The organism is Marininema halotolerans (assembly GCF_900116235.1).
Lineage (GTDB): Bacteria > Bacillota > Bacilli > Thermoactinomycetales > DSM-45169 > Marininema > Marininema halotolerans.
This window is the reverse complement of the sequence record NZ_FPAA01000007.1, coordinates 138,726-162,371: the sequence shown is the minus strand read 5'-3', so window position 1 is coordinate 162,371 and position 23,646 is coordinate 138,726. Positions and strand designations below refer to the sequence as shown.

Genomic DNA, 23,646 nt, shown 5'->3' with positions numbered 1-23,646 from the left:
AATTCGGCTTCTACCACGAAAGCGACGCACGATAAATCGATTTGCATTTTTCGGGTTTACTACCAACAATCTAATATCCCTTGCAGGAATAGGGAAACCGAAACAACCCGTGAAACCCGCAGGTACAAACTTATTTTCGAATATTCTTTCTCTTGAGAAGGTGTACTCGACATGAACTAAGATTAAGTTGGAGGATTTATTTCTCACCATAATGAAACTATTGAAAAAATTAGCCATTTAGAACCACCTTATTCACATTAATTTCCTGTTGCGCCACCAAGGGTGCACTCATTACCTGTGCTACATTTAAATTGAGTCAATCTTCTTACTTTCCTGAAATCCGGGAATGTTTTGTTTATCTCGATTACATAGCATTTTTGTGTGGGGAAAACTAGACTTCCAGCAATCTCCCTTTTACCGCCTCTTATCGTCCCACTCGTTCTTGATTTGCGAACGGTTAGAGTAATATTTACCGCATTTCTTGCAAAAGGTGTACATGATTTTTTATTTCCGCCTAATGAAAATTGTATGATCATGGGAGCACTATTTACGGTGAAAGTTATTGTGACAAAATAAGAAGCATCCGTATCATTGTGTAGAGTTATAAAACTATTAGTAACAGCCAATATCAAGTCACTCCACTCTTATATTTATTATTAAAGATAGAGGAATTTATATCTTCCAATATTCTATGAAATGATTCTATCTTTCGTGATTGAATTGTGTTCCTACCTAATTATATAGACTTAGGTAGATTGCAATTTTTATTTGACTACCGGCTATGTCCTCTCAGTCATTGATTCGGAATCTCTCGTTCTTTCTTTCCTTTAGGAACAACCCCCTTCACCTGTACCACATAAACAGTAAAGAGATGATCCACTTCATTTCATTACCGTCATCCATTGATTTAATTTTTTCAAATACCGGGAACGGAAAATGAGAAAGTAAAGGAGCTGTAAGCAGAAGAAGACACCGATGCCATATAAGCTTGGCACTACGATCTCCAGTAACCCAATGTGCCTTTTCAACATCGATAAACTAATAAGCGATTCCATCGCAGCAATGATCAACGGAAAGAAGAACATGACTGCCATTTTTAAGGTGGAGATATGCTTCAACTCCTCAATACTTACACCCACCTTGGATAACTTCCTATAAAATTCTCTCTCATGATAAAAATCGGTGAAGAGCCGAAAGTATAAGAAACTAACGATACATAAGGATAAAATAAACACAATGAAAACAAAAATAAAATTAGTAAATTTATATAACGGCACATCATTTATATAATTCAGCACTTTATCTCCCCTCAAATATAATTTATCACTATTCATCGTACCAATTTCCCACGACGTCTTAATTTCTGAATCATGGGGCACTCTATGATTTTTCCATGCAGGTATGTAATATGAAATCGTTAAATGATGAAGACTCTTCGGGAATAACCGATTCATTCGTAAATAGATTGGATCGGATACAACGGCTAAACGAGAGCATTCCGAAAAAATCTGGTATTCATACTGCTTCTTCACTTTAAGAGGGGTATTTCCTATCTTGAACGTAGCATCAATATGTTCTTTTTTGCTAAATGCATATAAAGGAGAATTTATTACAATCACTTCATCATCTTTAACTGTTTCATATTTTAAACGCAAAGTAGAAATGAGCGATTGAAAATCAGATTGCGATATAATTTCCATTCCCATTCCATATTTTTTAACCCACAGGGAATGAGTGATTAACTTCTGATATTCAATTTTTTGTTGACTCAGTATCTTATCTATCTTTAATGACTCTTTTAGCCCCTTCTTTTCATCCCTGCCAGAGGTCATCTCTAATGAAAAGGGTGTCTTCTGGTAGATCATCATCAACTGCCGCTCACTTGCGAGTAGGACACCCATCACTGAGAAGGCAAGCGCTGCCACGATCGTCAGGATAAAAAACATGCGCGCATTATCTCTCAGCTGATAGGAGAGATCCGATATCCAGAGTAACCTCGTCCCCCTCCATAAATAAAACTTTCGCTTCCGCAATTGTTGCATCATCCATACACTGAGCTCGGTGTAAAAGAAATAGGTGCCGATACAACCAAGCAGTAAAATGGTGATCGTAGTTTCTAGCTCCAGCCTCTCGTTTCGCAACAAACCAATCGCTAGAATGAAACAACTGATGGACAGCAGAGCTAACCAGGGATTGGCACGAAGTTCTCGCTTAGGTTTCTTCTTCTCCTGCAGAAGATCGATGATATTGTTTTTGCGAATAAACCCCACAGCAAATATGGAGAGCATACTAAACAACGCGGTAAATACCGTGAAAGTCACAGTGATTGCTTTTACAGGCATGTAAAAGAAAAGCCCTTTAAAGTCAAGGACATCTGCACCCACCATGAGGAAAAGTTTCGATGTAGCAAATCCACACACCAAACCGACTATAATGGCACTCATCCCGATAATAAGGTTTTCTAACAAGATTAAATGATAGATTTGCGCCGATTTGGCACCTAGGATCCTGAGCATGCCAAATTCCTTTGTTCTCTCCTTCAGAAACACACTCATCGAGTAGAATAGAAAGAGAAATGAAAAACCATAGAGGACAGCCTCTGCTGTGATCATCCAACTTCTCATTTCCGTACCTTGTATAGAAAGTTCCAACTGAGGATGGAACATCAGGATAGCATATAGAAAGAACATCATCACAACAAATACACACGATAGAAAGTATCCTACATAGGCACCCCCATTGCGCTTCACATTATTAAGTGCGAATTGACGAAAGTTCACAGGAATTCCCCCAGTAAAGAGAGCAAATCATACGATGATAGGTACTAGAGATTCAGGGGTCATGGGTAACCAACAACATTGTCGTTTCATCCACTTTATTAACGGAAACCAACAGCTCCATTACCATTCGCGGAGTGACAATCGAGCTTTCCATGGATCGAACTCCTTTGTGAAAAAAATAGATTCAGTTTAGCAAAGGAAGTTCTGCTGATCCCACGGACCTTTGTAAAAACATTCATATAATCCTTCTCAGGTTAACGGGCATTAAAATAAGAATACATACCGTTTGAGAAGCGAAGATAACTGACTGATAGAGTAACAGATAGATACAGAAAACCCCTCCGATCTTACCGCTATCGACGGAGGAGTCATTTATCGTCGCCTAAAACCCTTCACTTTGTTATTGTCATCCATTGATTTAACTTTTTCAAATACCGAGAACGGAAAATGAGAAAGTAAAGGAGCTGTAAGCAGAAGAAGACACCGATGCCATATAAGCTTGGCACTACGATCTCCAGTAACCCAATGTGCCTTTTCATCATCGATAAACTAATAAGTGATTCCATCATAGCAATGATTAACGGAAAAAAGAACATAACTGCCATTTTTAAAGTGGAGATATGCTTCAACTCCTTAATACTCACACCCACCTTAATTAATTTCCTATAAGATTCTCTCTCGAGATAAAAGTCGGTAAAAAGCCTAAAATATAAGAAACTGACGATAAATAATGATAAAATTAACGCAATAAAACTACCTATATAGATGGTTATTATATACCCCTTAGCATCATATATATAATCTAATGATTTACTTCCCTTCATGAATAAAGTCTCACTACTAATCATAGTTCCAATTTTTTCACTTGCTTTAATTTCCTTTTCCCGAGGTTCTTGATTGCTTTTCCATGCAGGTACGTAATAAGAAATCGATACTCTCTGACCATCTTCCTTTGTTAATGAATGTTGAATCTGTGAGTAAGTATGGTCGGATACGACAGCTAAGCGGTTATCTTTTGTAAAGATCTGATACTCATACTGCCTCTTTACTTTAAGATGGATTTTTCCTCTCGTGAACATCGCCCCATTATTAACCTTTTGGATCGGTGGATAGCAAGGAGAGTTAAGTAAAATCATTTCGTCATCTCTGACTAAATCCTTTTTCAAATGCAAAATCTGCATGAGGGATCGATAATCCGATTGCGGTATGATTTCCAACCCATATGTGATCCCTTGAAAATCTACCCACTGGGAATGAGTGATTACCTTCTGATAGTAGATCCCACGTTGCTGTAGTATATAATCCACCGTCATGGACTCTTTTATTGCTGTTTTTTCATGGCTTTCAGAAGCCATCTCAATTGAAAAGGGGGTCTTTTGGTAAAATACCTTCGATTGATGCACGTTAGCGACTAAGATTCCTATCGTTGAGAAGGCTATCGTTGCTACGATTGTCAGGATAAAAAACATGCGCGCATTATCCTTAAGTTTATGCGCAAGATCTGATACCCACAGTAGCCTCGTCCCCTTCCAAAAGAATGGCTTTCTTTTCTGGAATTGCTGGATCACCCATACACTCATCTGAGTGTAGAAAAAATAGGTGCCGATACATCCAAGAAGTAGGATAGTGATTGTGATTTCCGGCGCCAACATTTTCACCTGCATTAAACCGATCGCTACCACGAAACAACTTAAGGAAAACAAAGCCAGCCAGGGATTAGCATAGAGTTCCTGTTTGGTTTTCTTCTTCCCTTGCAGAAGATGGATGACCTTGTTTTTGCGGATACCTCCCACCGTAAGGATGGACAGCGCACCAAACAATATAATAAATACCATTCCAGTCAATAGGGTTGCCTGCACTGGAACGTAAAAGAAAAGCCTCTTTGAGCCAAGGACATCCGCACTCACCATAAAGAAAAGTTTCGACGTAGCCAGTCCACACATCAAACCAACAAAGATGGCGCTCATCCCAATGGTGATATTTTCAATAAAAATCAATTGATAGATTTGCGATGGCTTGGCACCAAGGATCATGAGAATGCCAATTTCCTTTGTCCTCTCCTTCAGAAACACACTCATCGAGTAGAATAGAAACAAAAATGAAATTCCATAGATGACAATCTCCGCTATAAGCATTCCGTTTTTCGTTACCATACCCGGCACCGATTGTTCCAACTGTGGATGGAACATCAACGTGGCATATAGAAAGAAAACCATAACTACAAAGGCACAGGATAGGAAGTACCCTACATAAGCACCTGCATTACGCTTTACATTGTTAAGGGCGAACTGACGAAAGTTCATGGGCATTTCCTCCTAACAAGGAGAGCATGTCGATGATCTCTTGGAAAAAAGGTTGCCGGTCTTTCCCACGAACAATCTGTTTTTCTATCTTCCCATCCTTAATAAAAATGACACGGTGACAATAACTAGCAGCGATGGGATCATGGGTAACCAACATCATCGTCGTCTCATCCTTTTTATTAACGGAAGCCAACATCTCCATCACCGTTCGCGCAGATTGTGAATCGAGGTTTCCAGTTGGTTCATCCGCTAATAATAGAGAGGGCGAGTGGATGATCGCTCGGGCAATCGCGGCTCGTTGCAATTGTCCACCGGATACTTCATAGGTCCGTTTTTTTAGGATATCGACGATATCCAGCTGTTCAGCTACAGCTCTCAGGTTTTTCTCTATCTCGGTAAGGTTTTTTTTGTCGAGGACAAAGGGAAGAACGATGTTCTCTTCCATCGTCAACGTATCGAGGAGATTAAAATCTTGAAAGACAAATCCCAACTCCCGCCGACGAAAGCGTGCCAATTCATCTCTTTTTAATTGATAAGGATCTTTTCCATTAATGATGACAGTTCCAGAAGAAGGGGCATCGATGGTAGAGATCATGTTCAAAAGGGTAGTTTTTCCGCTTCCCGATGGACCCATGATGCCAACAAATTCTCCTTTTCGAATGGTAAAATTCATATCCGATAATGCTTTATTGAGAACTTTCCCACCATATATCTTCGTCAAATGGCGAACCTGACAAATTTCCATGGACCGAACTCCTTTATGAATAAGGTGGATTTAGTTTAGCAGAGGAAGTTCTGTCGGCCCAATGGATCTAGATGACAGTATCCTTACACCCCTTGAAAGGTTAGCGGGCATGAAAAAATAGAATACGGACCGTAGTTCCCCTCCCCTCTTCTGACGAAATCTCAAATTGATGATGGAGCTTTTTGCAAACTTCTTGCACTAAGTACAAGCCCATGCCTGTAGACTCCCGATATTTCCTACCATTTTCCCCTGTGAAATAGGGTTCACAGACACGATGGATATCCTGTGCGGGGATACCAATTCCTTCATCACTAATTTCCAGTACCCACATATCCTCTTTTAAAAAAGCAGAGATGGAGAGCGTCTCACTCATCTCCGCAGAATATCGAATGGCATTCCCGATCAATTGCCCAACAATGAAGGATAGCCATTTGGGATCCGTTTCTACATGGATGGTTTCATCCACTGTAATTTGCGGAAACACCTTATGACGAATAAAGGAACGTTTATGTTCAAACACCACCTCATTGATGACAGATTGAAGTGATACGCGTTGCACAGAAAAATCGTGTTCAAAAGCCTCCAATCGCGCCGTATATAACACCGTCTCTAACCCTGTACGAATCCGGCTTATTTCTTCCTGAATGCTTTGGAAAATTGGCTCGATCTTCCCCTTCATCGTAAGCTGGATCACCGAAAGAGGTGTTTTCATCTGATGCACCCATTGTGTAATAAAAGTAAGATGCTGCTGTTGTTTCATTTCATATTGATGAACGGTCGCTTGATAATGACGATATTGGGAAGATAAATATCCCTGAATCGCTAGAGATAAGGGAGACAATCCCTTGGTGTGAATGGTTTCATCAAGGCTGTTGGTCGGATGGGATAATTGCAAATAAAAGGAACGATGAATCACATACCGTATGACCAGATACATCACGAGAATGAAAATCCCTAGAAAGCCCGCATAAATTGCCGTGGTACTACGATGATTCCCATCCAGCCAATAGACTAAGATCACTAAAAAAAGCTGAAAGAGATTTACCAGAAGAAACGAAAAGTGTTCCCGCCAAAATAATTTCATGATTCCGTCTCCCATCGATCCTTAATCCGGTAACCTACCCCCCGAATGGTTTCAATGGCTCCTATGGCACCAAGTTCATTCAATTTTTTTCGTGTCCGCGTGACATACACATTGAGGGTATTGTCATCCACGAATTGATAATCATCCCACAATACATCAAGAAGGAGTTCCCGCCCCACTACCTGATTGGGATGCTCCATCAATAGCTCCAACAAAGCACTTTCTTTATGACTCAGAGCTATTTTCTTCCCTGCTCGTTCCAGTTCGAGGCAATCGGGGTAGAGGGTAAGGCCCGAAATGGATAATTGTCTATGTGGCTTTACCCCCGCATATAAGCCATAGGCTCGACGTAAATGACTCTCAATTTTCGCGAGAACCACTTCTGGATAAAAGGGCTTTGTAATGTAATCATCTGCCCCATTTTGCAAGGCTATCACCTGATCCATCTTTCCCTCCCGGGCGGAGATAAAGAGAATGGGACAGGTCGATACCAACCGAAGTTGACGGCACCAATAAAACCCGTCATACAGCGGCAGATTGACATCCAATAATACAATTGCCGGTTTTTCCTGATGAAACTGTTCGAGTATGCCAGCAAAATCCGTTGCAATCACAACTTGATAACCATACTTCTCTATGTAAGATTGAAGCAATGTACTTATTTTCGGATCATCTTCTACAATCATCACTTTGTTCAAGGAGCTTCACCCTTTTTCAAAAGCTTGTATCCCACTATTGTACACGAAGCAATAAACTGCAATAAATAACCTTTCTTCACAAAAAACAACATAAAAAATGCCATCTAAGATTGATGGCATTGGCCTAAAGAGATTTTATTAACCTTTGGTTACCACATCAACATCAGCTAAGGCAATCAGTGCCGTACCCGTATGTTCGCCAACGGTCCGATTAACGACTAACACACCATCACTCACGGAAACAAACGTACCGACAATATCGGAACCTCCCACGAAGCTAACGGCAATCGGATCTCCATAGGAAAAGGTTGCCCGAATGGCCGCTACTAATGACGCGATAAGCGCATTGGTAGGCGAGCCTCCAAAACGGCTCACTTTACCACGACCTTGTCGTTGCTTAGACACTTTCGACTTCAATAGGAACCCCTACTTTCAGTAAATTCACCTGCCCTATTAATCTATTCATAGAATAGATCGTTCGTTTGTACAGTCATATAATTGGTTGTTAACCCTTTCTATTTTTATTATTATCAGCCACATCACCTGGTGATAATGGTTTGTTATCTTCAAACCACTTTTGATACGCAGTAATTTTGATAGGAAGTTCATTTGCTTTCAATCGGTAATCAATTTTTATTTGTAGTATTTTTCATTTCCACCCTCTGATGAATTTAAGCAAGTAATTACGTAGAAGGTAGACTCACCACACGAAAAAAAGCTGACGCATTAAGCGCCAGCTTTTTTTGGTGTGGTTTATGAGAGGCGCGGATCTTGCAACAACCGCTGCATCTCTTCTTTATGGTTGGACTCATCCGCGAGCATATCCTCCAGCTCGACTTTCAGACCATACTGTCCTGCCGCTTCGGCTTGATCGATCCGTTTTACATAACGTTCAATCGTTGCCCCTTCTTCTGCAATCGCATTTTCCAACATCGTGCGAACGTCTTCCGCCTGCTTCACTTCTGCTGGTTTTACCAGGGGCTTTCCACCGAGTGCAGCAATTTTTTCAGACAGGTACCGCGCATGTTTTAATTCGTCCTGTGCCTCAGCCTCAAAAAAATCCTTCAAAATCGGTCGTGAAAGTCCCGATATTGTCGAGGCATTATACGTATACGTGATAACCGCCGCATATTCATAAGATAGATCTTCGTTCAAGCCCTCAATCAGGGTTTTAATTTTGTCATCCATAAAAGCATCGTCTCCTTTCAGGATCTTTCAGGCTCTCTTGGTTATGTTTTCCCCGAATCCAAAGAATCAAACTTGGGAATCGCAAAATTTGTAGTATAATGGGAAACGAATTCGACAGCTAAAAGGCGGTTTTACCATGGAAGCAAATCAACCGGCTCCCCTTTTTTGGGGAGAGAAGCGATACCATACATTTAATTATTACCTCCGTAATCGTTTTGGAGGAAAAGTTTTTAAAGTTCCCCTCGATGGGGGTTTCTCTTGCCCTAATCGGGATCTTACCATCGGAAAACCAGGGGGATGTACTTTTTGTAGCCCCTTAGGATCAGGAGACTTTGCTGGACGCCGTCGCGATGACTTGGAAGAGCAATTTAATAAAGTGAAAAACCGGATGCACCAAAAGTGGCCTGAAGCGAAATATTTGGGATATTTCCAAGCCTTCAGCAACACCTATGCGCCTGTAGAAGAGTTGCGTCCCATGTATGAAGTCATCATGAAACAACCTGGAGTTATGGGTCTATCGATTGCTACCCGTCCAGATTGCTTACCTGATGATGTCCTGGATCTTCTCGAAGAGATCAATCAAAAAACTTACCTATGGGTAGAACTCGGCTTACAGACCGTACACGAATCCACCTCAGATCTCATCAACCGCGCCCATGATTATGCTTGTTTTTTAGATGCGGTGACCAAGTTACGCGCGAGGGGCATTCGCGTCTGTGCTCATATTATCTTTGGTCTCCCCCAGGAAACACCCGAAATGATGTTAGAGACTGCACAGGCCTGTGCAGCGATGGATATCCAAGGAATTAAAATCCACTCCCTTCACCTCCTGAAAAAGACCCCGATGGTGAAGCAATATAAAGAGGGACTTCTCGAATTCCTTGATCGGGATACCTATGTAAACCTCGTCGTTGATACCCTGGAAATGCTCCCTCCTTCGATGATTATCCACCGGGTTACAGGAGATGGCCCCCCCGATCTTATGATCGGTCCCATGTGGAGTACAAAGAAATGGGAGGCACTCACCGCCATCGATGATGAACTAGTCCGGCGCAATTCCTGGCAAGGCAAGCACTGGAACCCTTCGATGACGACTCCACTCCCTGTTCGGACACGTCCTTGGGGGGTGACCTCCATTCAATGAACCTAGCCTCCATCTTGTCCTTCACCCACACCCTGGTGAAGGACTCCTTATTTCCTGGAGCCATCGCGATTGACGCGACGGCAGGCAATGGGCATGATACCCTCTTCCTCGCCCAATCGGTGGGTGAAGAGGGGCAAGTGATTGCCTTTGATATTCAGTCCCAAGCACTTGAAAACACGTACACCCGCTTAAAGGAAGCAAAGGTTGAGGAACGTGTCTCCTTACATCAAAGGGGGCATCAGCACATGACGGAAGTGTTGTCCGAGTTAACCATCCCACAGGTTCAAGCCATCATGTTTAACCTCGGCTACTTACCCAAAGGGAAACTTGAAGTAACGACACTCCCAGACACGACCCTTACGGCAATCGATCAATCCCTTGAATGGCTCGGACCTAGCGGCACCTTAAGCCTGGTTCTTTATACAGGGCATGCTGGCGGTAAGGAAGAAGCGACAGCAGTTCTTCAGAAGCTTTCACTACTAAATACTCGCCTTTTTGATACGGCTCACTATCAACTCCTCAATCGGAACCTAGCCCCTTCTCTGGCACTGGTGCGAAAAAAGGGATTGAATTAGGTTTACCAACAACTGAGGAGGGTTGGTTTTCAAATGAAAACCAACCCTCCTCTTTTCCTTTATTTAATTAACACAGTCCAGATTCTACGGTTGTTACTAACTCGTTGCCAAGTCGATTCTTCCAACAGCGCAACTATTATTCTTAATGGTTCGATCGTTGAATGAACTATTCATTCCTTAGTTAGGTACTTGCAACCATCGTTGAAGACGCTTTTTTAACGAGGTTTCATAACGCCGTATTCTCTTCTTCATTTTCTCTTTTAATCCCTGGTAAATGTGAAGAAATTTGCCCATCGTGAGGATCACATTCCCCTGTTGATTACTCCGAATTGCAACTAAACCCTGAGTAAAGAATACACGCTTACTTTGAGTAATATTCCTTTGCGCTCGAAGAGGTAGATACGTTGGGAAATCTTGTTCAGAGAAATTCAGAAAAATCTTCCATGACCTTGTCGCTGATTTGTGCCTGCTTGTTAAGTCGGAAAGTCGGATTTCGGTAGTAAAACTACCTTTTCCATTTTCTGACCATATCACTTTTATTGGGAACTCTTGTGTCAGTTTGTGATCTGGATGATGAAGGTGCAAGAAGACAGAACGTCTTTCACTCGGACACTTTTTGTTTTGCAGATGGACCGTTCCCGAAATACGAACCGTTTTGTTATTCGCCAATTTCACTTCGGTAAGGGAACCATATCTGGGCAGCCCATTGATTTGATGTTTTTTCTTTTTCTGAATGTGGTCGTATGCCTGTACCCAACGTGTTAAATAAGTTTTCTCATTCATTGTTTCTACGATGTTGCATGCCGCTTTCCCAAAACGCTCCCGTTTATCCTGATGAGCAAAGAGATCCATCATCGCCGTCGCTAATTGATCAATTTTACCCATGGGAATGAGCAAGCCATTCTCTTCATGAGAAATCATTTCCTGCGGTCCATAATTAATATCGTAACTGATTACTGGTGTCCCAACTGACATACTTTCTGCAATTACTAGACCAAAGCCTTCTCTTTTCGAACAAAATACCGAGAAGGCAGCCCCTCGAAATACATCCAATGCTTCATGAGTAAACCCTTTAATAAATACATGTTCTTCAAGCTTTAATTTTTTAATCAGTTTTCGTAGGGCTTTTTCTTCAGAACCGTATCCCCACAACTCTAACTGGGCTTTGGGGAACTTAGTAACTACTTTACGAAAAGCTTTTATTGCATGATCAAGGTTCTTCGAAGCCGAAAATCGAGCAATACAAACCGCCTTCCAAGGGTCTCTTTTGATTGAACGACCACTTTCAGGGATCGGAGCACTATGGGGAATCGCATGATAGGTTGTGAGAGGGCCAAAGCGCTTCCTTACATCTTCCTTCTGCTTTTGGGTGATAAATACCATCGCATCAAAGGAAGGAGCGTGATGAATTGCCTTTTCATGAGCCTCTAATAATGGACCTTGTACCTTCGAAGGATACTTAAGATGATTGCTGTGAATCATCTTCACTTTCGCAACTTCTTTATTTTCCATACCCAGGATCAGCTCATCCGTTTTATCCAATTGGGTAATTTCAGTTTGGAAGATAGCGCCCGGGGAATCATTGGCCAAACGATCTAACCAATTAATTTTAAGGTGATGTTCATCTTTGAAGGTATCGATCTTCTTCGAATCATCATAAAAAAGATTAACTCGGGTACAAAGATTATTTTCAGGATTAAACCATTTTGTTAGATAACAGCACCCTCGTTTATCAAAATATCGAATTTGCTTGGGTTTGTTTTTTAAATAATCCATGTACGTAACACGACGCAAGCGCCCCTGATAGTCATAAGTTTCTCGCTTGGTGCGGTAACGATTTTCGTTAAAATAATCGATCCAACGTAATCGACCCTCTGCGTCATAATTTTTATATTTAATATAGATGCCATCCCGATATATTCGATATGCATTACTGTCGTTGACCGGCTCTACAGTCATCCCAACTTCTTCAATCGGGTGCGTCTGCGCAGGGCGTTCAGGTTCTGAGAAACCACTTTGCTCTTCTAAGTACTCGTATAAATTATGGATATACATACGATGGTTAATTAATTTTTTTTCTTTCATTAATTCATATATATGATTGTAATCCGGATTAAAATCAAAGGTTAAGATATGAACCTCATAACGGGAGCCCTCAGAAAGAAGCTTTGCACGCTGTAGAAGATTACGTGTCAGTCCTCCTCTTTTAGGATTCATCGTATTTAATAAAAGATAAAGCTTATCCGCTTGATCCGTTCTCTCCTCAAATAACAACGTAAACCCCCCTACCTTTTAGTTTTCGATTTCTAAATTTTGTTTAATTTGGATGGTTATTTTATTTCTCCCTTGTCAATGCAATAAATATATAATCACCCTTTAATAACTCCCTCACTCTATAATTCGAGACCCAATCTTTTTTTGTGTCCACTTCACCTCCTTTTTATATAAAATAATTGGCATAACAGATTTTTCCTTCCCTTTTAAAACAAACATTATTCCTTTCTCAAAATACTTTTTCTTCTTTACACAATGATTTGCCACTGCAAAACCACCTGACAAACTAACTATTAAACCATTTTTTTCTTTTGGAAAATACCTTCACTATTTTTGGAAGTGTTCTCCTATCATTAAAAGAAAGTCCCCAACCTTCATGAAGGTTGGGGACTTTCTTTTAATGAATCAAACCTTTTTCACTCGTCACTTTCGCTTCTTAACCTTTCCACCAGGTATCCAATATGGACACAGGAATGGTTCGTTTATGACGAGTAGCTAGGAAGCGTTGCTCCACTTTTTCTGCATGTTCTTGTGATCCTTCTTTTCCTTCTAGGTAGTCATCGATGATTTCATAGGTCAAACCAAGTTCTGCTTCATCTGCTTGACCTGGCTTTTCATCAAGCAGATCCGCTGTGGGGACTTTTTCATAGATGGCAGGCTCTGCCCCTAAGTACTGCAATAGTTTTTTACCTTGGCGTTTACTTAATCCAAAGAGCGGAACTAAATCAGCACCCCCATCACCAAATTTCGTGAAAAATCCAGTGACGGCCTCTGCAGCATGATCGGTTCCCACAACAAGGAGACCATAATGCCCTGCTACATTGTACTGAGCAATCATCCGTTGGCGTGCTTTGCAATTGCCTTTGACATAATCAGAGAGAGCTTCTTCTGTTCCCTCTTGGAATGAACGCACACTCGCATCCACTGCATCTTTGATATTCACTACAATGCTTTGATCGGGTTGAATGAATTGAAGAGAACGCTGTGCATCTTCCTCATCCCGCTGCACTCCGTAGGGAAGGCGCATCGCAATAAATGTATAGGTACCTCCCGTTTCTTGGCGTAATTCTTCAACCGCCAATTGACATAGCCGTCCAGCGAGTGAGGAATCCTGCCCTCCAGAGATCCCTAATACAAGACCCTTTGCCCCCGTATGAGTAAGGTAATTCTTAATAAAGTTGACCCGATTCTTCACTTCTGTCTCAGGAGCAATGGAAGAAGATACTCCTAATTCAGCAATAATATCTTGTTGCAAGCGCTTCATATTGTACCTCCTTAGCCAATCCTTCATTCTTCCCTTTAGTTATACCATAGGATATCCAGACTAGCATTTCATAGCCCTGTCATTGATCCGCCTTATATAACAAGTATTCAACCGGATCGACGGATTGGTTGGTTCCTGAATCGACACGATACATCCTGATTTTCACGATGCCTTCACCTGGAGGAATTGGTGTTGAAACCGAGAACTTAGTGGGAGAATAGTTCGTTCCATCACTGGTATGCTGAATCGGTTGGTGACTGGTCGTCTCCCGTTGTCCTACATGGTCCGCTAGGATCACATCATAGAAAACTCCTTGTCCCGGCGCCGCTTTCACCGCCACGTTCACTTGGTAATTTCCATTGGCACCGGTTTGAGAAAAGCCACTAAAGGTATTATTATCCCCTTGGGCACCTGGAATATCTTGATTCCAATCATAGCTGTCATCGGTGGGCTCATTGGATTGATCAGAAGGGTTCGTCGGATTGGTCGTAGGGTCTTCCGTCCCATCGCCCTGGTTCCCTTCGTCATTATCATCTGCGGGATCATGAGTGACCGAGTCTTTATTATCTTCACTGTGATCCACTTTCTTTTTATGATGCACTGGTTTCGGGGATGCCCCATTAACCGGATGCGAACCAAGATTACTCATCACTAAAAATGAAAATAATAGCAAAATAATAGCTAACCCTGCACCTGCAACAATCCAACCTGTTTTCTTGCGCGTTTTCTTTAATTCCGGAACACGTCCACTATGGGAACGGCTTGGCAGTCGCTCACCAGATAATGGTGTATGGATATCTTCATGATTGTCTTCTATTACTTGTCTAGCTACTGGAGCGGGATCATTTTCCATCAGTCGTGTTGAACTCAATGGATTCTCAAGCACTCGATCCAAATCATTTTTCATCTCATCTGCACTCACATAACGATGCTGCGGTTCTTTTTCCATCGCACGCGAGATGACTTCACATACTCCAATCGGGATATGGGGATTCCACATTCTCGGATCAGGAACCGGCTCTTGCAAGTGCTTTAAAGCAATTGCTACTGCTTCTTCTCCTTGAAAGGGTAGCTCTCCGGTAACCAAATAAAAGAGAACAACACCCAGTGAATAAATATCACTTTGATAACCAATATCCCGACCCCGGGCTTGTTCTGGAGAAAAATAATGGACCGATCCCATCACAAAACCAGTCTGGGTAATCGATGTTGCCCCATTTAAGCGTGAGATACCAAAGTCGCCTAATTTGTACTGACCATTTCGTTGCATGATATTGTGAGGTTTAATATCCCGGTGTATAATCCCTTGTTCATGGGCATGGGATAACCCACTGCAAACTTGCGAGATAATGGAAATCGCCTCTTCAGGCGGAAGCGAACCTCGTTGTTCAATCACATCCATCAACGAAGCTCCATTCATATATTCCATTACCATATAATGAATATGGTCCTCCCTCCCCACGTCATACACATTAATCACATGGGGATGGGACATAATGGCTGCTGCCTTTGCTTCCCTAGCAAAACGGCGGATAAAATCGTCGTCATGACTCAAAGACTCATTCATCACTTTAATGGCAACTTGTCGTTCCAGAAGCTGATCCCGGGCTAGGTAAACGACAGCCATACCGCCACCACCAAGACGGCGAAGGATCTCGTATCGTCCTCCCAGGTACTTCCCTTCCACAAGCATCACCCTTCTCATCTCATCCTGAGGAATAAGGTACATTTCATATTTCCTATATTATCATTGCTATGCCAAAGGACATATAACTTCCAACCAAAGCACATAAAAAAACTAGGGAGATCCATCATTATATGTCCATTGTAAAAAATCAAACGTTATTAATTATCCCATAGTTAAAGGAATTACTCATTTTGCACGGGGGGTTGATGAACTGGCCATTCTTCAACACCTTGAAACAATGTCTGTCATGATATTACCACAAGAATGATCCTTACATGTGAACCCGCTGGAAATCGATAAAAAAAACACCCTCCGTTCCCACGAAGGATGTTGTTGAATCTATGTGTCAGCGACCTTTTTTCTGCTTAGCCGCTAATGCACTCAGCCGTTCTTCACTACTCTTCATCCACTTCTTCATCATATCCTCAAAGTCGCCAGGACCTCCACGACGATCCCCGCCTCCGCGACGACCACCGCGCCCACCGCCACCACCACCACCACGTTGTGGGCGATCATCTGTCAGAGCTTTAATGGATAAAGATATTTTCCCTGACGGATCGATGGAAAGCACTTTTGCTTTGATGGTACTTCCAACAGAAAGTTCATCTTCCACCTTTTCGACGAACTTGGAAGAAATTTGAGAGATGTGGACCAGACCCGTCTCTCCTGTTTCCAGTTTGACGAAAGCCCCGAAGGGTTTAATGGCGACCACTTCTCCGCTTACGACGGATCCTTCCGCTAGCTGACTCATTCAAACACTCCCGAAATCTTATTCATTCTGTATGAAGATACCACTAAATCAAGGGGAAGTCAATGGGGTGGGACCTAATAGCCAGGATCCCCCACCGCCCATTATGAAGTATACCATTCCCACGAAAAGCATAAATGTGTTATACTTTTTGCGTTAAATACCTCATGAAAACACTTTCAACATTTTAATGTGATGGCAAAAAGAAAGGATGGACCCATGAAGACTCAATCTGATATCTCTCATTGGATGAGATACACACTGAAAGGTCAGACCCATCGGAATTTATCCGTCCCGCTTTTAATTGAAAAAGCGTTACTACGAAAAGAAGGCACTCTCACGTCCTCTGGGGCTTTCTCTGCTGTCACAGGAGCCTATACAGGCCGCTCTCCTAAGGACAAATTTATTGTTCAAGACGCTTCCATCAGCGATACCATTGACTGGGGACCCATCAACCAACCGATGAGCCCTGATGTTTTTGATCGCTTGTACTTAAAAATGTTGAACTACCTTAAAGAAAAGGAAATCTTTATTTTCGATGGCTATGCTGGAGCGGATTCATCCTATCGTCTTCCGATTCGTTCCATCAATGAATACGCATGGCACAATCTTTTTGTGCAACAACTTTTTGTCAGACCGAACCCTTCGGATCTTGAGGATTTCACCCCTGAATTTACGATTATCAGTGCTCCTGACTTAAAGGCCGATCCAGAATTGGATGGCACCCATTCAGAAGCCTTCATTGCTGTAAGTCTCAAACGGCGGCTCATTCTCATTGGGGGAACTCAATATGCTGGTGAGATGAAAAAATCCATCTTTAGCATTATGAACTACCTCCTTCCTGATCGCGATGTCTTCCCCATGCATTGCTCAGCCAATATCGGCAGCGATAATAAAACTGCCCTTTTCTTCGGGCTTTCCGGCACAGGAAAAACCACCTTGTCTGCTGACCCCGAACGGTATCTCATTGGAGATGATGAGCATGGTTGGTCAAAGGATGGAATCTTTAATATCGAGGGTGGCTGTTATGCCAAGTGTATCGGCTTATCTGAAGATAAAGAACCGCAAATTTGGAATGCGATTCGCTTTGGTGCTGTACTAGAAAATGTGGTTCTTGATGATTACCGATCTCCGAACTATGACGATGGGAGTTTAACAGAGAATACACGAGCGGCTTATCCCATTGAACATATTCCAGGCGCACGGATCCCTGGCATTGGTCAACACCCTGATGTGATCATCTTTTTAACCGCCGACGCTTTTGGTGTATTGCCTCCCATTGCTCGCCTGACCCCTGAGCAAGCCATGTATCATTTTCTTTCCGGTTATACGAGCAAATTAGCGGGGACAGAACGGGGCGTAACTGAACCTGAAGCAACCTTCTCCACCTGCTTTGGCGCACCTTTCCTTCCTCGCCCAGCCCATGTTTATGCTGAGATGCTCGGTAAACGGATAGAAGAACATAATGCCCGCGTCTACCTTGTGAACACTGGCTGGTCGGGTGGAGCTTATGGTATTGGTAAACGAATGGATCTCTCTTATACACGGGCGATGGTAAAAGCTGCACTCAACGGTAGTTTGGATCAAGCCAACTTCACCCCTGATTCCATCTTCAATCTTTATGTTCCAGACCAATGCCCAGGCGTTCCAGCAGAGCTACTCTCCCCGCGCAATACATGGAAAGATCCCATTGCGTTTGAATCGCAAGCGAAGGACTTGGCCCATCGCTTCCAAAAGAACTTTAGTAAATTTAAGAATGTCGATCCTGCTGTCATTCAAGCCGGTCCTCGCGTATAATACGCTTTAGTAAAGCAAGGTTAGCAACGAAATGCCAACTACTTTTATAGGTATTTAAAAAGCTTAGGGACACCATGTTTTTGTCCCTAAGCTTTTTAAGTTTTTACGCTCTTACAGATCCTTTCCCCTCTACCTCCTGAATCACCAACGCCAACTAACGCTTAACGATTCATATATTAAGGGCTAAAAATATATTTCCTCATTGTATATTCTCAATGCAATTGATATGAGTTATACTTAATCAATTAATATTCCTATTTATTAAATTATACTGGAGGTTCTTGAATGAAAATCATTCATGTTGTGTATACCCTGATACAACACCCCGAGACCGGCCACATTCTCATGGTTAAAAACCGACGAGGCGATTCCTTTGACTACAGCCTACCTGGTGGTGGAGTTGAATCTTCTGAAACCCTTCAACAAGGAGCCATTCGCGAAGTAGAAGAAGAGACTGGTTATATCATTAAACCAACAGGAATTTTAGCAATAAACGAGAAGATCCTTCCGGAAAAGAAGGAACATCTCCTATTCATCACCTTTCACGGCTCCATTATCGGAGGCAAAGAAACCCTTACTCGTCCTGATGAAATCCTCGCAATCGAATGGGTAGAAACATCGATTGCCTCTGAACGGATGCCCTACCTCCCATCCGTCGAAGCACTCCTTCGTCAGCAGCTACCGGCTCCCTACTTATATGAAGGTGAAAGATAACAGGCTCGTCATCTTTAAAAAGGGTTGCATTCCCATGTGAAAAAACTACTTTTAACACCTCAATACGCACGGGTACTGGGCAACGCTCACATCATCCTCCCCTATGAAATTGGGGAGGATTCCCCTTCGCAGATCCTATATTTTTCGTACTTGAACGCCTGCTATCAGCGCTTGAATCACATCTTCCTCACCGTATCCCGTTCCAGCGATCGTTGCCGCCTGTGCTCCTGCCGCTGTAGCAAAGCACGCCGTTTTCTCGAAGGACCACCCACGGAAAATTCCTTTTATTATTCCTGCCACCATTCCATCCCCTGCACCAACTGGGTTCATTGCCTGAACAGGGGGTGGTGACACATGAAAGATCTCTTTCCCTTGAAAAAACCACGCACCTTCTGCTCCCATCGAAATCACCACTGCTTCGATTCCACGTGTGAGCAGCTCCCTACCTGCCTCGATATAATCCAAATCCGTATGTAATTCACGATGTAAGAAAGCCTGTAATTCTTCACGGTTTGGCTTGATTAAATAAGGGAGCGCTTTTATTCCTTCTTGGAATGCCAAACCATCCGCGTCTAGCACAACTATTTTCCCACGATTCTTCGCCAACTTAATCATCCTGCGATATAAATCACTCGGAGCTCCCATGGGTAAACTACCCGAGAGAACCACTTGGTCACACTCCTCCAACCATTTGTCCCATTGGACTAGTAACCGGTTCACATCGTCCACCTGTACTGTAAATCCAGGTTCGTTAATATCAGTGACGACATCAGACCCGCTGTTAATTAGTTTTGTATTCGTACGTACGTCCCCTGATACCTTAAGAAATTGTTGAGGTATCTTCCATTCACTGAGTTGAGAAAGAAAAGCATCACCCTGCCAAGAATTCCCCATCCAACCCGAGGCTTGGACATCTTCTCCCCATTTTGTCAACGCTCGAGCCACATTGATTCCTTTACCTGCTGGGGTTGTCATCACCTTCTGTACGCGATTGACTTCACCTTCATGAAATTGCGGTAACACTAAGGTTTTATCCATCGCTGGGTTTAATGTGACTGTAAGGATTTTGCTCATTTGAGAACCTCCTTCTCTTTCGTTCCCTCTGTTGATTCCTCAGTTTTCAGCAAGAAAACCTTTCTATACCAACGAAATCGATCCTTTACCAGTATGTTCTGTTCGTTAAACCTTGAAAAAAACCGCTGAACTTGCTATTATCAGCAAAGGTTTGTCCTCTATGAAGCGACGATTCGAACGGATCTGGATTTACCTAGGACAGGAAACCCAGAAACTCCTTATCCCAGTGGAGAGACTGAAAGGAATCATATTATATGAAAGCACCCATTATCATCGGCGTTGCCGGCGGTAGCGGCTCTGGAAAGACAACAGTCGCACGCAACATTTGTGAACGGTTCTCCGATTCTGTGGCTTTAATCGAGCAAGATTCCTATTATAAGGATCAAAGCCACCTCCCCATGGAAGAACGAGTAAAAACAAATTATGACCATCCTCTCGCCTTTGATAATGATCTGCTGATCGATCATTTGATAAAGCTTCAGCAACAGGAGGCCATTCAAAAACCGGTCTATGATTTTGCTCTTCACACACGGGCATCTGAGAGCGTAACGATTACCCCCAAAGATGTGATTATCCTAGAAGGGATTCTCATACTTGAAGATGAACGACTTCGCAATCAGATGGACATTAAAGTTTTTGTCGATACGGACGCGGATGTTCGCATTCTACGTCGTTTGGAACGGGACATAAAAACCCGTGGTCGAAGCCTAGATTCTGTTATGGAACAATACCTCACGGTGGTTCGTCCGATGCACCTTCAATTCATTGAAACAAGCAAAAGGTATGCGGACCTTATCATTCCTGAGGGAGGCTACAATCAAGTGGCGATCAACCTCCTCGTTAATCAAATTCAAACCATCGTCTCATCGTAAGTCCTGAGTATAGCACCCCTCACCTTCATTGGCGAGGGGTGCTATACTCTTTTTCAGGCTACATTCATAAGGTATATGAAAGGGAAAAGCGATCATAATATAAGCGCTAAGGCAATCATTGGACAGGGCATGTCCATAAGTAACGCAAGGCGTAAATTTCAAGTATCGAAATAAATAGGGCGTTACACTGCAAAAATTAGCGATAACTCATCTGTATAGTCTCCCATCCCCTATATTCCCCATGGATGTTCCTCGCCAAGTCATACTGCCTACGGTATGCTAGAGAAAGGGTTTAGCAATGGCCTCCCTAACACCCCATTAATCTATTAAGAAGGTGAAATGCTTGGATACCTTTACTTATCATAACCCTACCCGTCTGGTATTCGGGAAAGGAACCCTCGAGAAATTAAAAGAAGAAATCCCTTCCCATGCAAAACGAATTCTGATCGTTTATGGCGGTGGAAGTATTAAGCGCAGTGGTCTTTATGAGCAAATACTCTCTATCCTAAAAGAAATGGATCGGGAGGTCTTTGAACTTGCAGGTGTAGAACCGAATCCCCGTTTAACCACGGTAAAACGAGGGGCTGACCTGTGTCGCAAAGAAGAAATTGACTTTATTCTCGCAGTAGGTGGCGGTAGTGTAATTGATTGCACCAAAGCGATTGCTGTTGGCGCACGCTACGAAGGCGATATCTGGGAAATTATCACCCGAAAAGCGACTACCGATAAAGCCCTTCCATTCGGCACCGTGCTCACACTCGCTGCAACAGGTTCCGAAATGAACGCGGGTTCGGTCATTACCAACTGGGACACGCAAGAAAAAGTAGGTTGGGGACTACCTGTAACTTATCCGCTATTTTCGATCCTGGACCCCGTTAATACCTTTACGGTCCCATTGAACCAAACCATTTATGGCATTGTGGATATGATGTCCCATGTACTGGAGCAGTATTTCACTCACTCTCCAAACACCCCTATGTTGGATCGCTTCTGTGAATCCATTTTAAACACCGTCATCGAAACCGCCCCTCATATGGTGAAGGATTTAGAGAACTACGAACTACGTGAAACCCTTCTCTATGCAGGTACTATGGCACTCAATGGCACTCTCTCGATGGGAATGTTAGGGGACTGGAGTACACACCGTATTGAACACGCCGTTTCCGCTGTATATGACATCCCTCATGGAGGTGGATTGGCGATCCTCTTCCCCCATTGGATTCGCTATACGATTGATGCTGATCCATCTCGCGCCGCCAAATTAGCCGTACGCGTCTTTGGTGTTGACCCTGCTGGCAAGAGTGATCGGGAAGTGGGCCTTGAAGGTGTCGATCGTCTCCGGGAATTCTGGTCTTCTATCGGTGCCCCTTCTCGCCTTGCGGACTATGACATTGATGATGCCAAACTGGATCTCATGGTTGAAAAAGCCTTACTCTCTGAAAAAGAATTTGGTCGCTTCCAGAAGTTATCAAAAGATGACGTCCGTGCGATTTTACAAGCAGCCTTATAACGGTCACCCGTTTCCCTGCGCCAAACTGGCGCAGGTTTTTTTATTTATTCACGCAAAAAAAGTGGCTATCGGAATCGTCCATCCTTTCCAATAACCACTTTGCATCGATTCACAACGAATCATTCTTCTTGATTATCGACCTTGATCTTGCTTTCTCTTTCCTTCGTACACCTTTAAAAAAGCATAGACCATCGTTAAACGCGGAAGACTTACTCCTTCCGGTGCCATTTTCAAAAGAGATCCATGCAAATGGTCAGCCTCCACTTCCCCGTACTTTTCAATATCACGTAACATGGATGCTTTCATCGAAGCATCCAAATGATCCAGGATGGAAAATGTGATCTCAGCCACACCCTCGTTCAATTCAGGCTCCTGGTTATAAGCAATAAGCGCAACCTCTCTAACCAGCTCGCGAATGGTCTCTCTTCCTCCAGGCGCTTCTCTAATCGGTCCAATACTTTCTCCCATCAAGGAGGTGATACCACTGAAAACAGCGATAAAAAGATACTTTTGCCACATCGAGACCTTGATCTTTTCACTTCGTGATCCAGTCGCTTTTGCTTGATCAAAGGCACGCTTAAACCTTTCTACCCGCTCGGATCGTTGACCATCTCGTTCTCCAAAAACGATGTCATGTTGTTCGCTATATTGTTCAATCTCTCCCTTTTCATTCAGGGTGGTTTCAATAAAGCATAGACCCCCGATCACCTTTTCTTCCCCAAAGGCTTCATCCAACTTCGCTAGATGAGTCACGCCATTTAACAGCGGAATCACCATCGTATTCTTGCCAACATAAGGCGCAAGGTCAATAAGGGATTGCTCTAAGTGATACGCCTTCACGCTTAACAACACCACGTCAAATGGCTCTGCTTGCTCTCCAGCTGATATGGTCTTCACTTTTGCCTGATAATCGCCATGGGTACTATGTATCACGAGCCCCTGTTCATCCATTTGTTTTTTACGCCCGGGACGGACAAGGAACGTTACATCTTGTCCCGCTTCATGAAGACGACCTCCAAAATAACCGCCGACAGCACCCGCACCCAATACCAATATTCGCAAAGCAATTCCTCCTTAATATTCCCGTCATTGAGACCAATCGATTCTTCATAACACTCAGTTAAATGGTTTTCTATCAAAGAGAAGGAAAAACTATCCTTCTCAGCGAATCCATTCAGAAATAAAGGTT

The 23,646-nt window shown here is 42.9% G+C and carries 20 protein-coding genes; 6 read left to right on the top strand and 14 right to left on the bottom strand.

Annotated features, from left to right (window positions below):
• Positions 1-257: 257 nt before the first annotated feature.
• The 8 genes from CHX35_RS10735 to CHX35_RS10700 all read right to left on the bottom strand — a co-directional run bounded on the left by CHX35_RS10735 (position 258) and on the right by CHX35_RS10700 (position 8,798).
• The gene (locus CHX35_RS10735; protein WP_091837353.1) at positions 258-626 is read right to left on the bottom strand and encodes a hypothetical protein; all 369 of its coding nucleotides are present in this window, start codon (positions 624-626) and stop codon (positions 258-260) included.
• Positions 627-881: 255 nt separating this feature from the next.
• Positions 882-2,780, bottom strand: coding sequence for an ABC transporter permease (locus tag CHX35_RS10730; RefSeq protein ID WP_091837351.1), 1,899 nt, complete (start codon positions 2,778-2,780; stop codon positions 882-884).
• 392 nt (positions 2,781-3,172) lie between these two features.
• The gene (locus CHX35_RS10725; protein ID WP_176392029.1) at positions 3,173-5,083 is read right to left on the bottom strand and encodes an FtsX-like permease family protein; all 1,911 of its coding nucleotides are present in this window, start codon (positions 5,081-5,083) and stop codon (positions 3,173-3,175) included.
• The gene (locus CHX35_RS10720; RefSeq protein ID WP_091837348.1) at positions 5,058-5,828 is read right to left on the bottom strand and encodes an ABC transporter ATP-binding protein; all 771 of its coding nucleotides are present in this window, start codon (positions 5,826-5,828) and stop codon (positions 5,058-5,060) included. The genes CHX35_RS10725 and CHX35_RS10720 overlap by 26 nt, the downstream gene beginning before the upstream one ends.
• A gap of 100 nt (positions 5,829-5,928) precedes the next feature.
• Entirely contained in the window at positions 5,929-6,915 is a 987-nt protein-coding gene (locus tag CHX35_RS10715; RefSeq protein WP_176392037.1) for a sensor histidine kinase, read from the bottom strand.
• On the bottom strand, positions 6,909-7,610 hold the full coding sequence (locus CHX35_RS10710; protein ID WP_091837344.1) for a response regulator transcription factor: 702 nt from the start codon (positions 7,608-7,610) through the stop codon (positions 6,909-6,911). The genes CHX35_RS10715 and CHX35_RS10710 overlap by 7 nt, the downstream gene beginning before the upstream one ends.
• Positions 7,611-7,748: 138 nt before the next feature.
• Positions 7,749-8,027, bottom strand: a complete 279-nt coding sequence (locus CHX35_RS10705) for a hypothetical protein (RefSeq protein WP_091837342.1) — start codon at positions 8,025-8,027, stop codon at positions 7,749-7,751.
• A 336-nt stretch (positions 8,028-8,363) separates the two neighbouring features.
• Positions 8,364-8,798 carry a ferritin-like domain-containing protein gene (locus tag CHX35_RS10700; RefSeq protein ID WP_091837341.1) on the bottom strand — a complete coding sequence of 145 codons (435 nt, stop codon included), beginning with the start codon at positions 8,796-8,798 and terminating at the stop codon, positions 8,364-8,366.
• Between the two features lie 136 nt (positions 8,799-8,934).
• Between CHX35_RS10700 and mnmL the strand changes: the two genes are divergently transcribed.
• Both mnmL and mnmM read left to right on the top strand, forming a co-directional pair.
• Complete coding sequence (gene mnmL / locus CHX35_RS10695) at positions 8,935-9,942, top strand: tRNA modification radical SAM protein MnmL/YtqA (RefSeq protein ID WP_091837339.1); 1,008 nt, start codon at positions 8,935-8,937, stop codon at positions 9,940-9,942.
• On the top strand, positions 9,939-10,517 hold the full coding sequence (mnmM, locus tag CHX35_RS10690) for a tRNA 5-(aminomethyl)-2-thiouridylate-methyltransferase MnmM (protein WP_091837338.1): 579 nt from the start codon (positions 9,939-9,941) through the stop codon (positions 10,515-10,517). Before mnmL ends, mnmM begins: the two co-directional genes overlap by 4 nt.
• A gap of 177 nt (positions 10,518-10,694) precedes the next feature.
• On the opposite strand, the gene CHX35_RS10685 is transcribed toward mnmM, so the two are convergent.
• The 4 genes from CHX35_RS10685 to CHX35_RS10670 form a co-directional block, all read right to left on the bottom strand.
• Positions 10,695-12,791: a glycosyltransferase gene (locus CHX35_RS10685; RefSeq protein ID WP_091837336.1), complete on the bottom strand. Its 2,097-nt coding sequence runs from the start codon at positions 12,789-12,791 to the stop codon at positions 10,695-10,697.
• Positions 12,792-13,227: 436 nt separating this feature from the next.
• Positions 13,228-14,055 carry an ammonia-dependent NAD(+) synthetase gene (gene nadE, locus CHX35_RS10680; protein ID WP_091837334.1) on the bottom strand — a complete coding sequence of 276 codons (828 nt, stop codon included), beginning with the start codon at positions 14,053-14,055 and terminating at the stop codon, positions 13,228-13,230.
• Between the two features lie 79 nt (positions 14,056-14,134).
• Positions 14,135-15,742, bottom strand: coding sequence for a protein kinase domain-containing protein (locus CHX35_RS10675; RefSeq protein WP_176392028.1), 1,608 nt, complete (start codon positions 15,740-15,742; stop codon positions 14,135-14,137).
• 346 nt (positions 15,743-16,088) lie between these two features.
• Positions 16,089-16,493 (bottom strand): S1 RNA-binding domain-containing protein, encoded by a 405-nt coding sequence (locus CHX35_RS10670; protein WP_091837331.1) that lies wholly within the window; start codon positions 16,491-16,493, stop codon positions 16,089-16,091.
• Between the two features lie 216 nt (positions 16,494-16,709).
• Here CHX35_RS10670 and pckA point away from each other — a divergent pair, with 216 nt between their 5' ends.
• Complete coding sequence (gene pckA, locus CHX35_RS10665; RefSeq protein WP_091837329.1) at positions 16,710-18,287, top strand: phosphoenolpyruvate carboxykinase (ATP); 1,578 nt, start codon at positions 16,710-16,712, stop codon at positions 18,285-18,287.
• 285 nt (positions 18,288-18,572) lie between these two features.
• A complete protein-coding gene (locus CHX35_RS10660; RefSeq protein WP_091837328.1) occupies positions 18,573-19,001 on the top strand; it encodes an NUDIX hydrolase in 429 nt (142 codons plus the stop codon).
• A gap of 135 nt (positions 19,002-19,136) precedes the next feature.
• Here the strand turns inward: CHX35_RS10660 and pfkB are convergent, their stop codons facing one another.
• Positions 19,137-20,075 carry a 1-phosphofructokinase gene (gene pfkB, locus CHX35_RS10655; protein WP_091837326.1) on the bottom strand — a complete coding sequence of 313 codons (939 nt, stop codon included), beginning with the start codon at positions 20,073-20,075 and terminating at the stop codon, positions 19,137-19,139.
• Positions 20,076-20,329: 254 nt separating this feature from the next.
• On the opposite strand from pfkB, the gene udk reads away from it, so the two are divergent.
• Positions 20,330-20,947, top strand: a complete 618-nt coding sequence (gene udk, locus CHX35_RS10650; protein ID WP_091837324.1) for a uridine kinase — start codon at positions 20,330-20,332, stop codon at positions 20,945-20,947.
• A 343-nt stretch (positions 20,948-21,290) separates the two neighbouring features.
• Complete coding sequence (locus tag CHX35_RS10645; RefSeq protein ID WP_091837323.1) at positions 21,291-22,457, top strand: iron-containing alcohol dehydrogenase; 1,167 nt, start codon at positions 21,291-21,293, stop codon at positions 22,455-22,457.
• Positions 22,458-22,589: 132 nt separating this feature from the next.
• Here CHX35_RS10645 and CHX35_RS10640 read toward each other — a convergent pair whose 3' ends face one another.
• Positions 22,590-23,519, bottom strand: coding sequence for a ketopantoate reductase family protein (locus CHX35_RS10640; protein ID WP_091837321.1), 930 nt, complete (start codon positions 23,517-23,519; stop codon positions 22,590-22,592).
• Between the last annotated feature and the right edge of the window lie 127 nt (positions 23,520-23,646).

Bases quoted from the DNA above. Each gene is read 5' to 3' on its own strand.
- CHX35_RS10660 (WP_091837328.1), top strand. From the start codon at position 18,573: ATGAAAATCATTCATGTTGTGTATACCCTGATACAACACCCCGAGACC.
- CHX35_RS10670 (WP_091837331.1), bottom strand. From the start codon at position 16,493: ATGAGTCAGCTAGCGGAAGGATCCGTCGTAAGCGGAGAAGTGGTCGCC.
- pfkB (WP_091837326.1), bottom strand. From the start codon at position 20,075: ATGAGCAAAATCCTTACAGTCACATTAAACCCAGCGATGGATAAAACC.
- pckA (WP_091837329.1), top strand. From the start codon at position 16,710: ATGAAGACTCAATCTGATATCTCTCATTGGATGAGATACACACTGAAA.
- CHX35_RS10700 (WP_091837341.1), bottom strand. From the start codon at position 8,798: ATGGATGACAAAATTAAAACCCTGATTGAGGGCTTGAACGAAGATCTA.
- mnmM (WP_091837338.1), top strand. From the start codon at position 9,939: ATGAACCTAGCCTCCATCTTGTCCTTCACCCACACCCTGGTGAAGGAC.
- CHX35_RS10725 (WP_176392029.1), bottom strand. From the start codon at position 5,083: ATGAACTTTCGTCAGTTCGCCCTTAACAATGTAAAGCGTAATGCAGGT.
- CHX35_RS10720 (WP_091837348.1), bottom strand. From the start codon at position 5,828: ATGGAAATTTGTCAGGTTCGCCATTTGACGAAGATATATGGTGGGAAA.
- nadE (WP_091837334.1), bottom strand. From the start codon at position 14,055: ATGAAGCGCTTGCAACAAGATATTATTGCTGAATTAGGAGTATCTTCT.
- mnmL (WP_091837339.1), top strand. From the start codon at position 8,935: ATGGAAGCAAATCAACCGGCTCCCCTTTTTTGGGGAGAGAAGCGATAC.
- udk (WP_091837324.1), top strand. From the start codon at position 20,330: ATGAAAGCACCCATTATCATCGGCGTTGCCGGCGGTAGCGGCTCTGGA.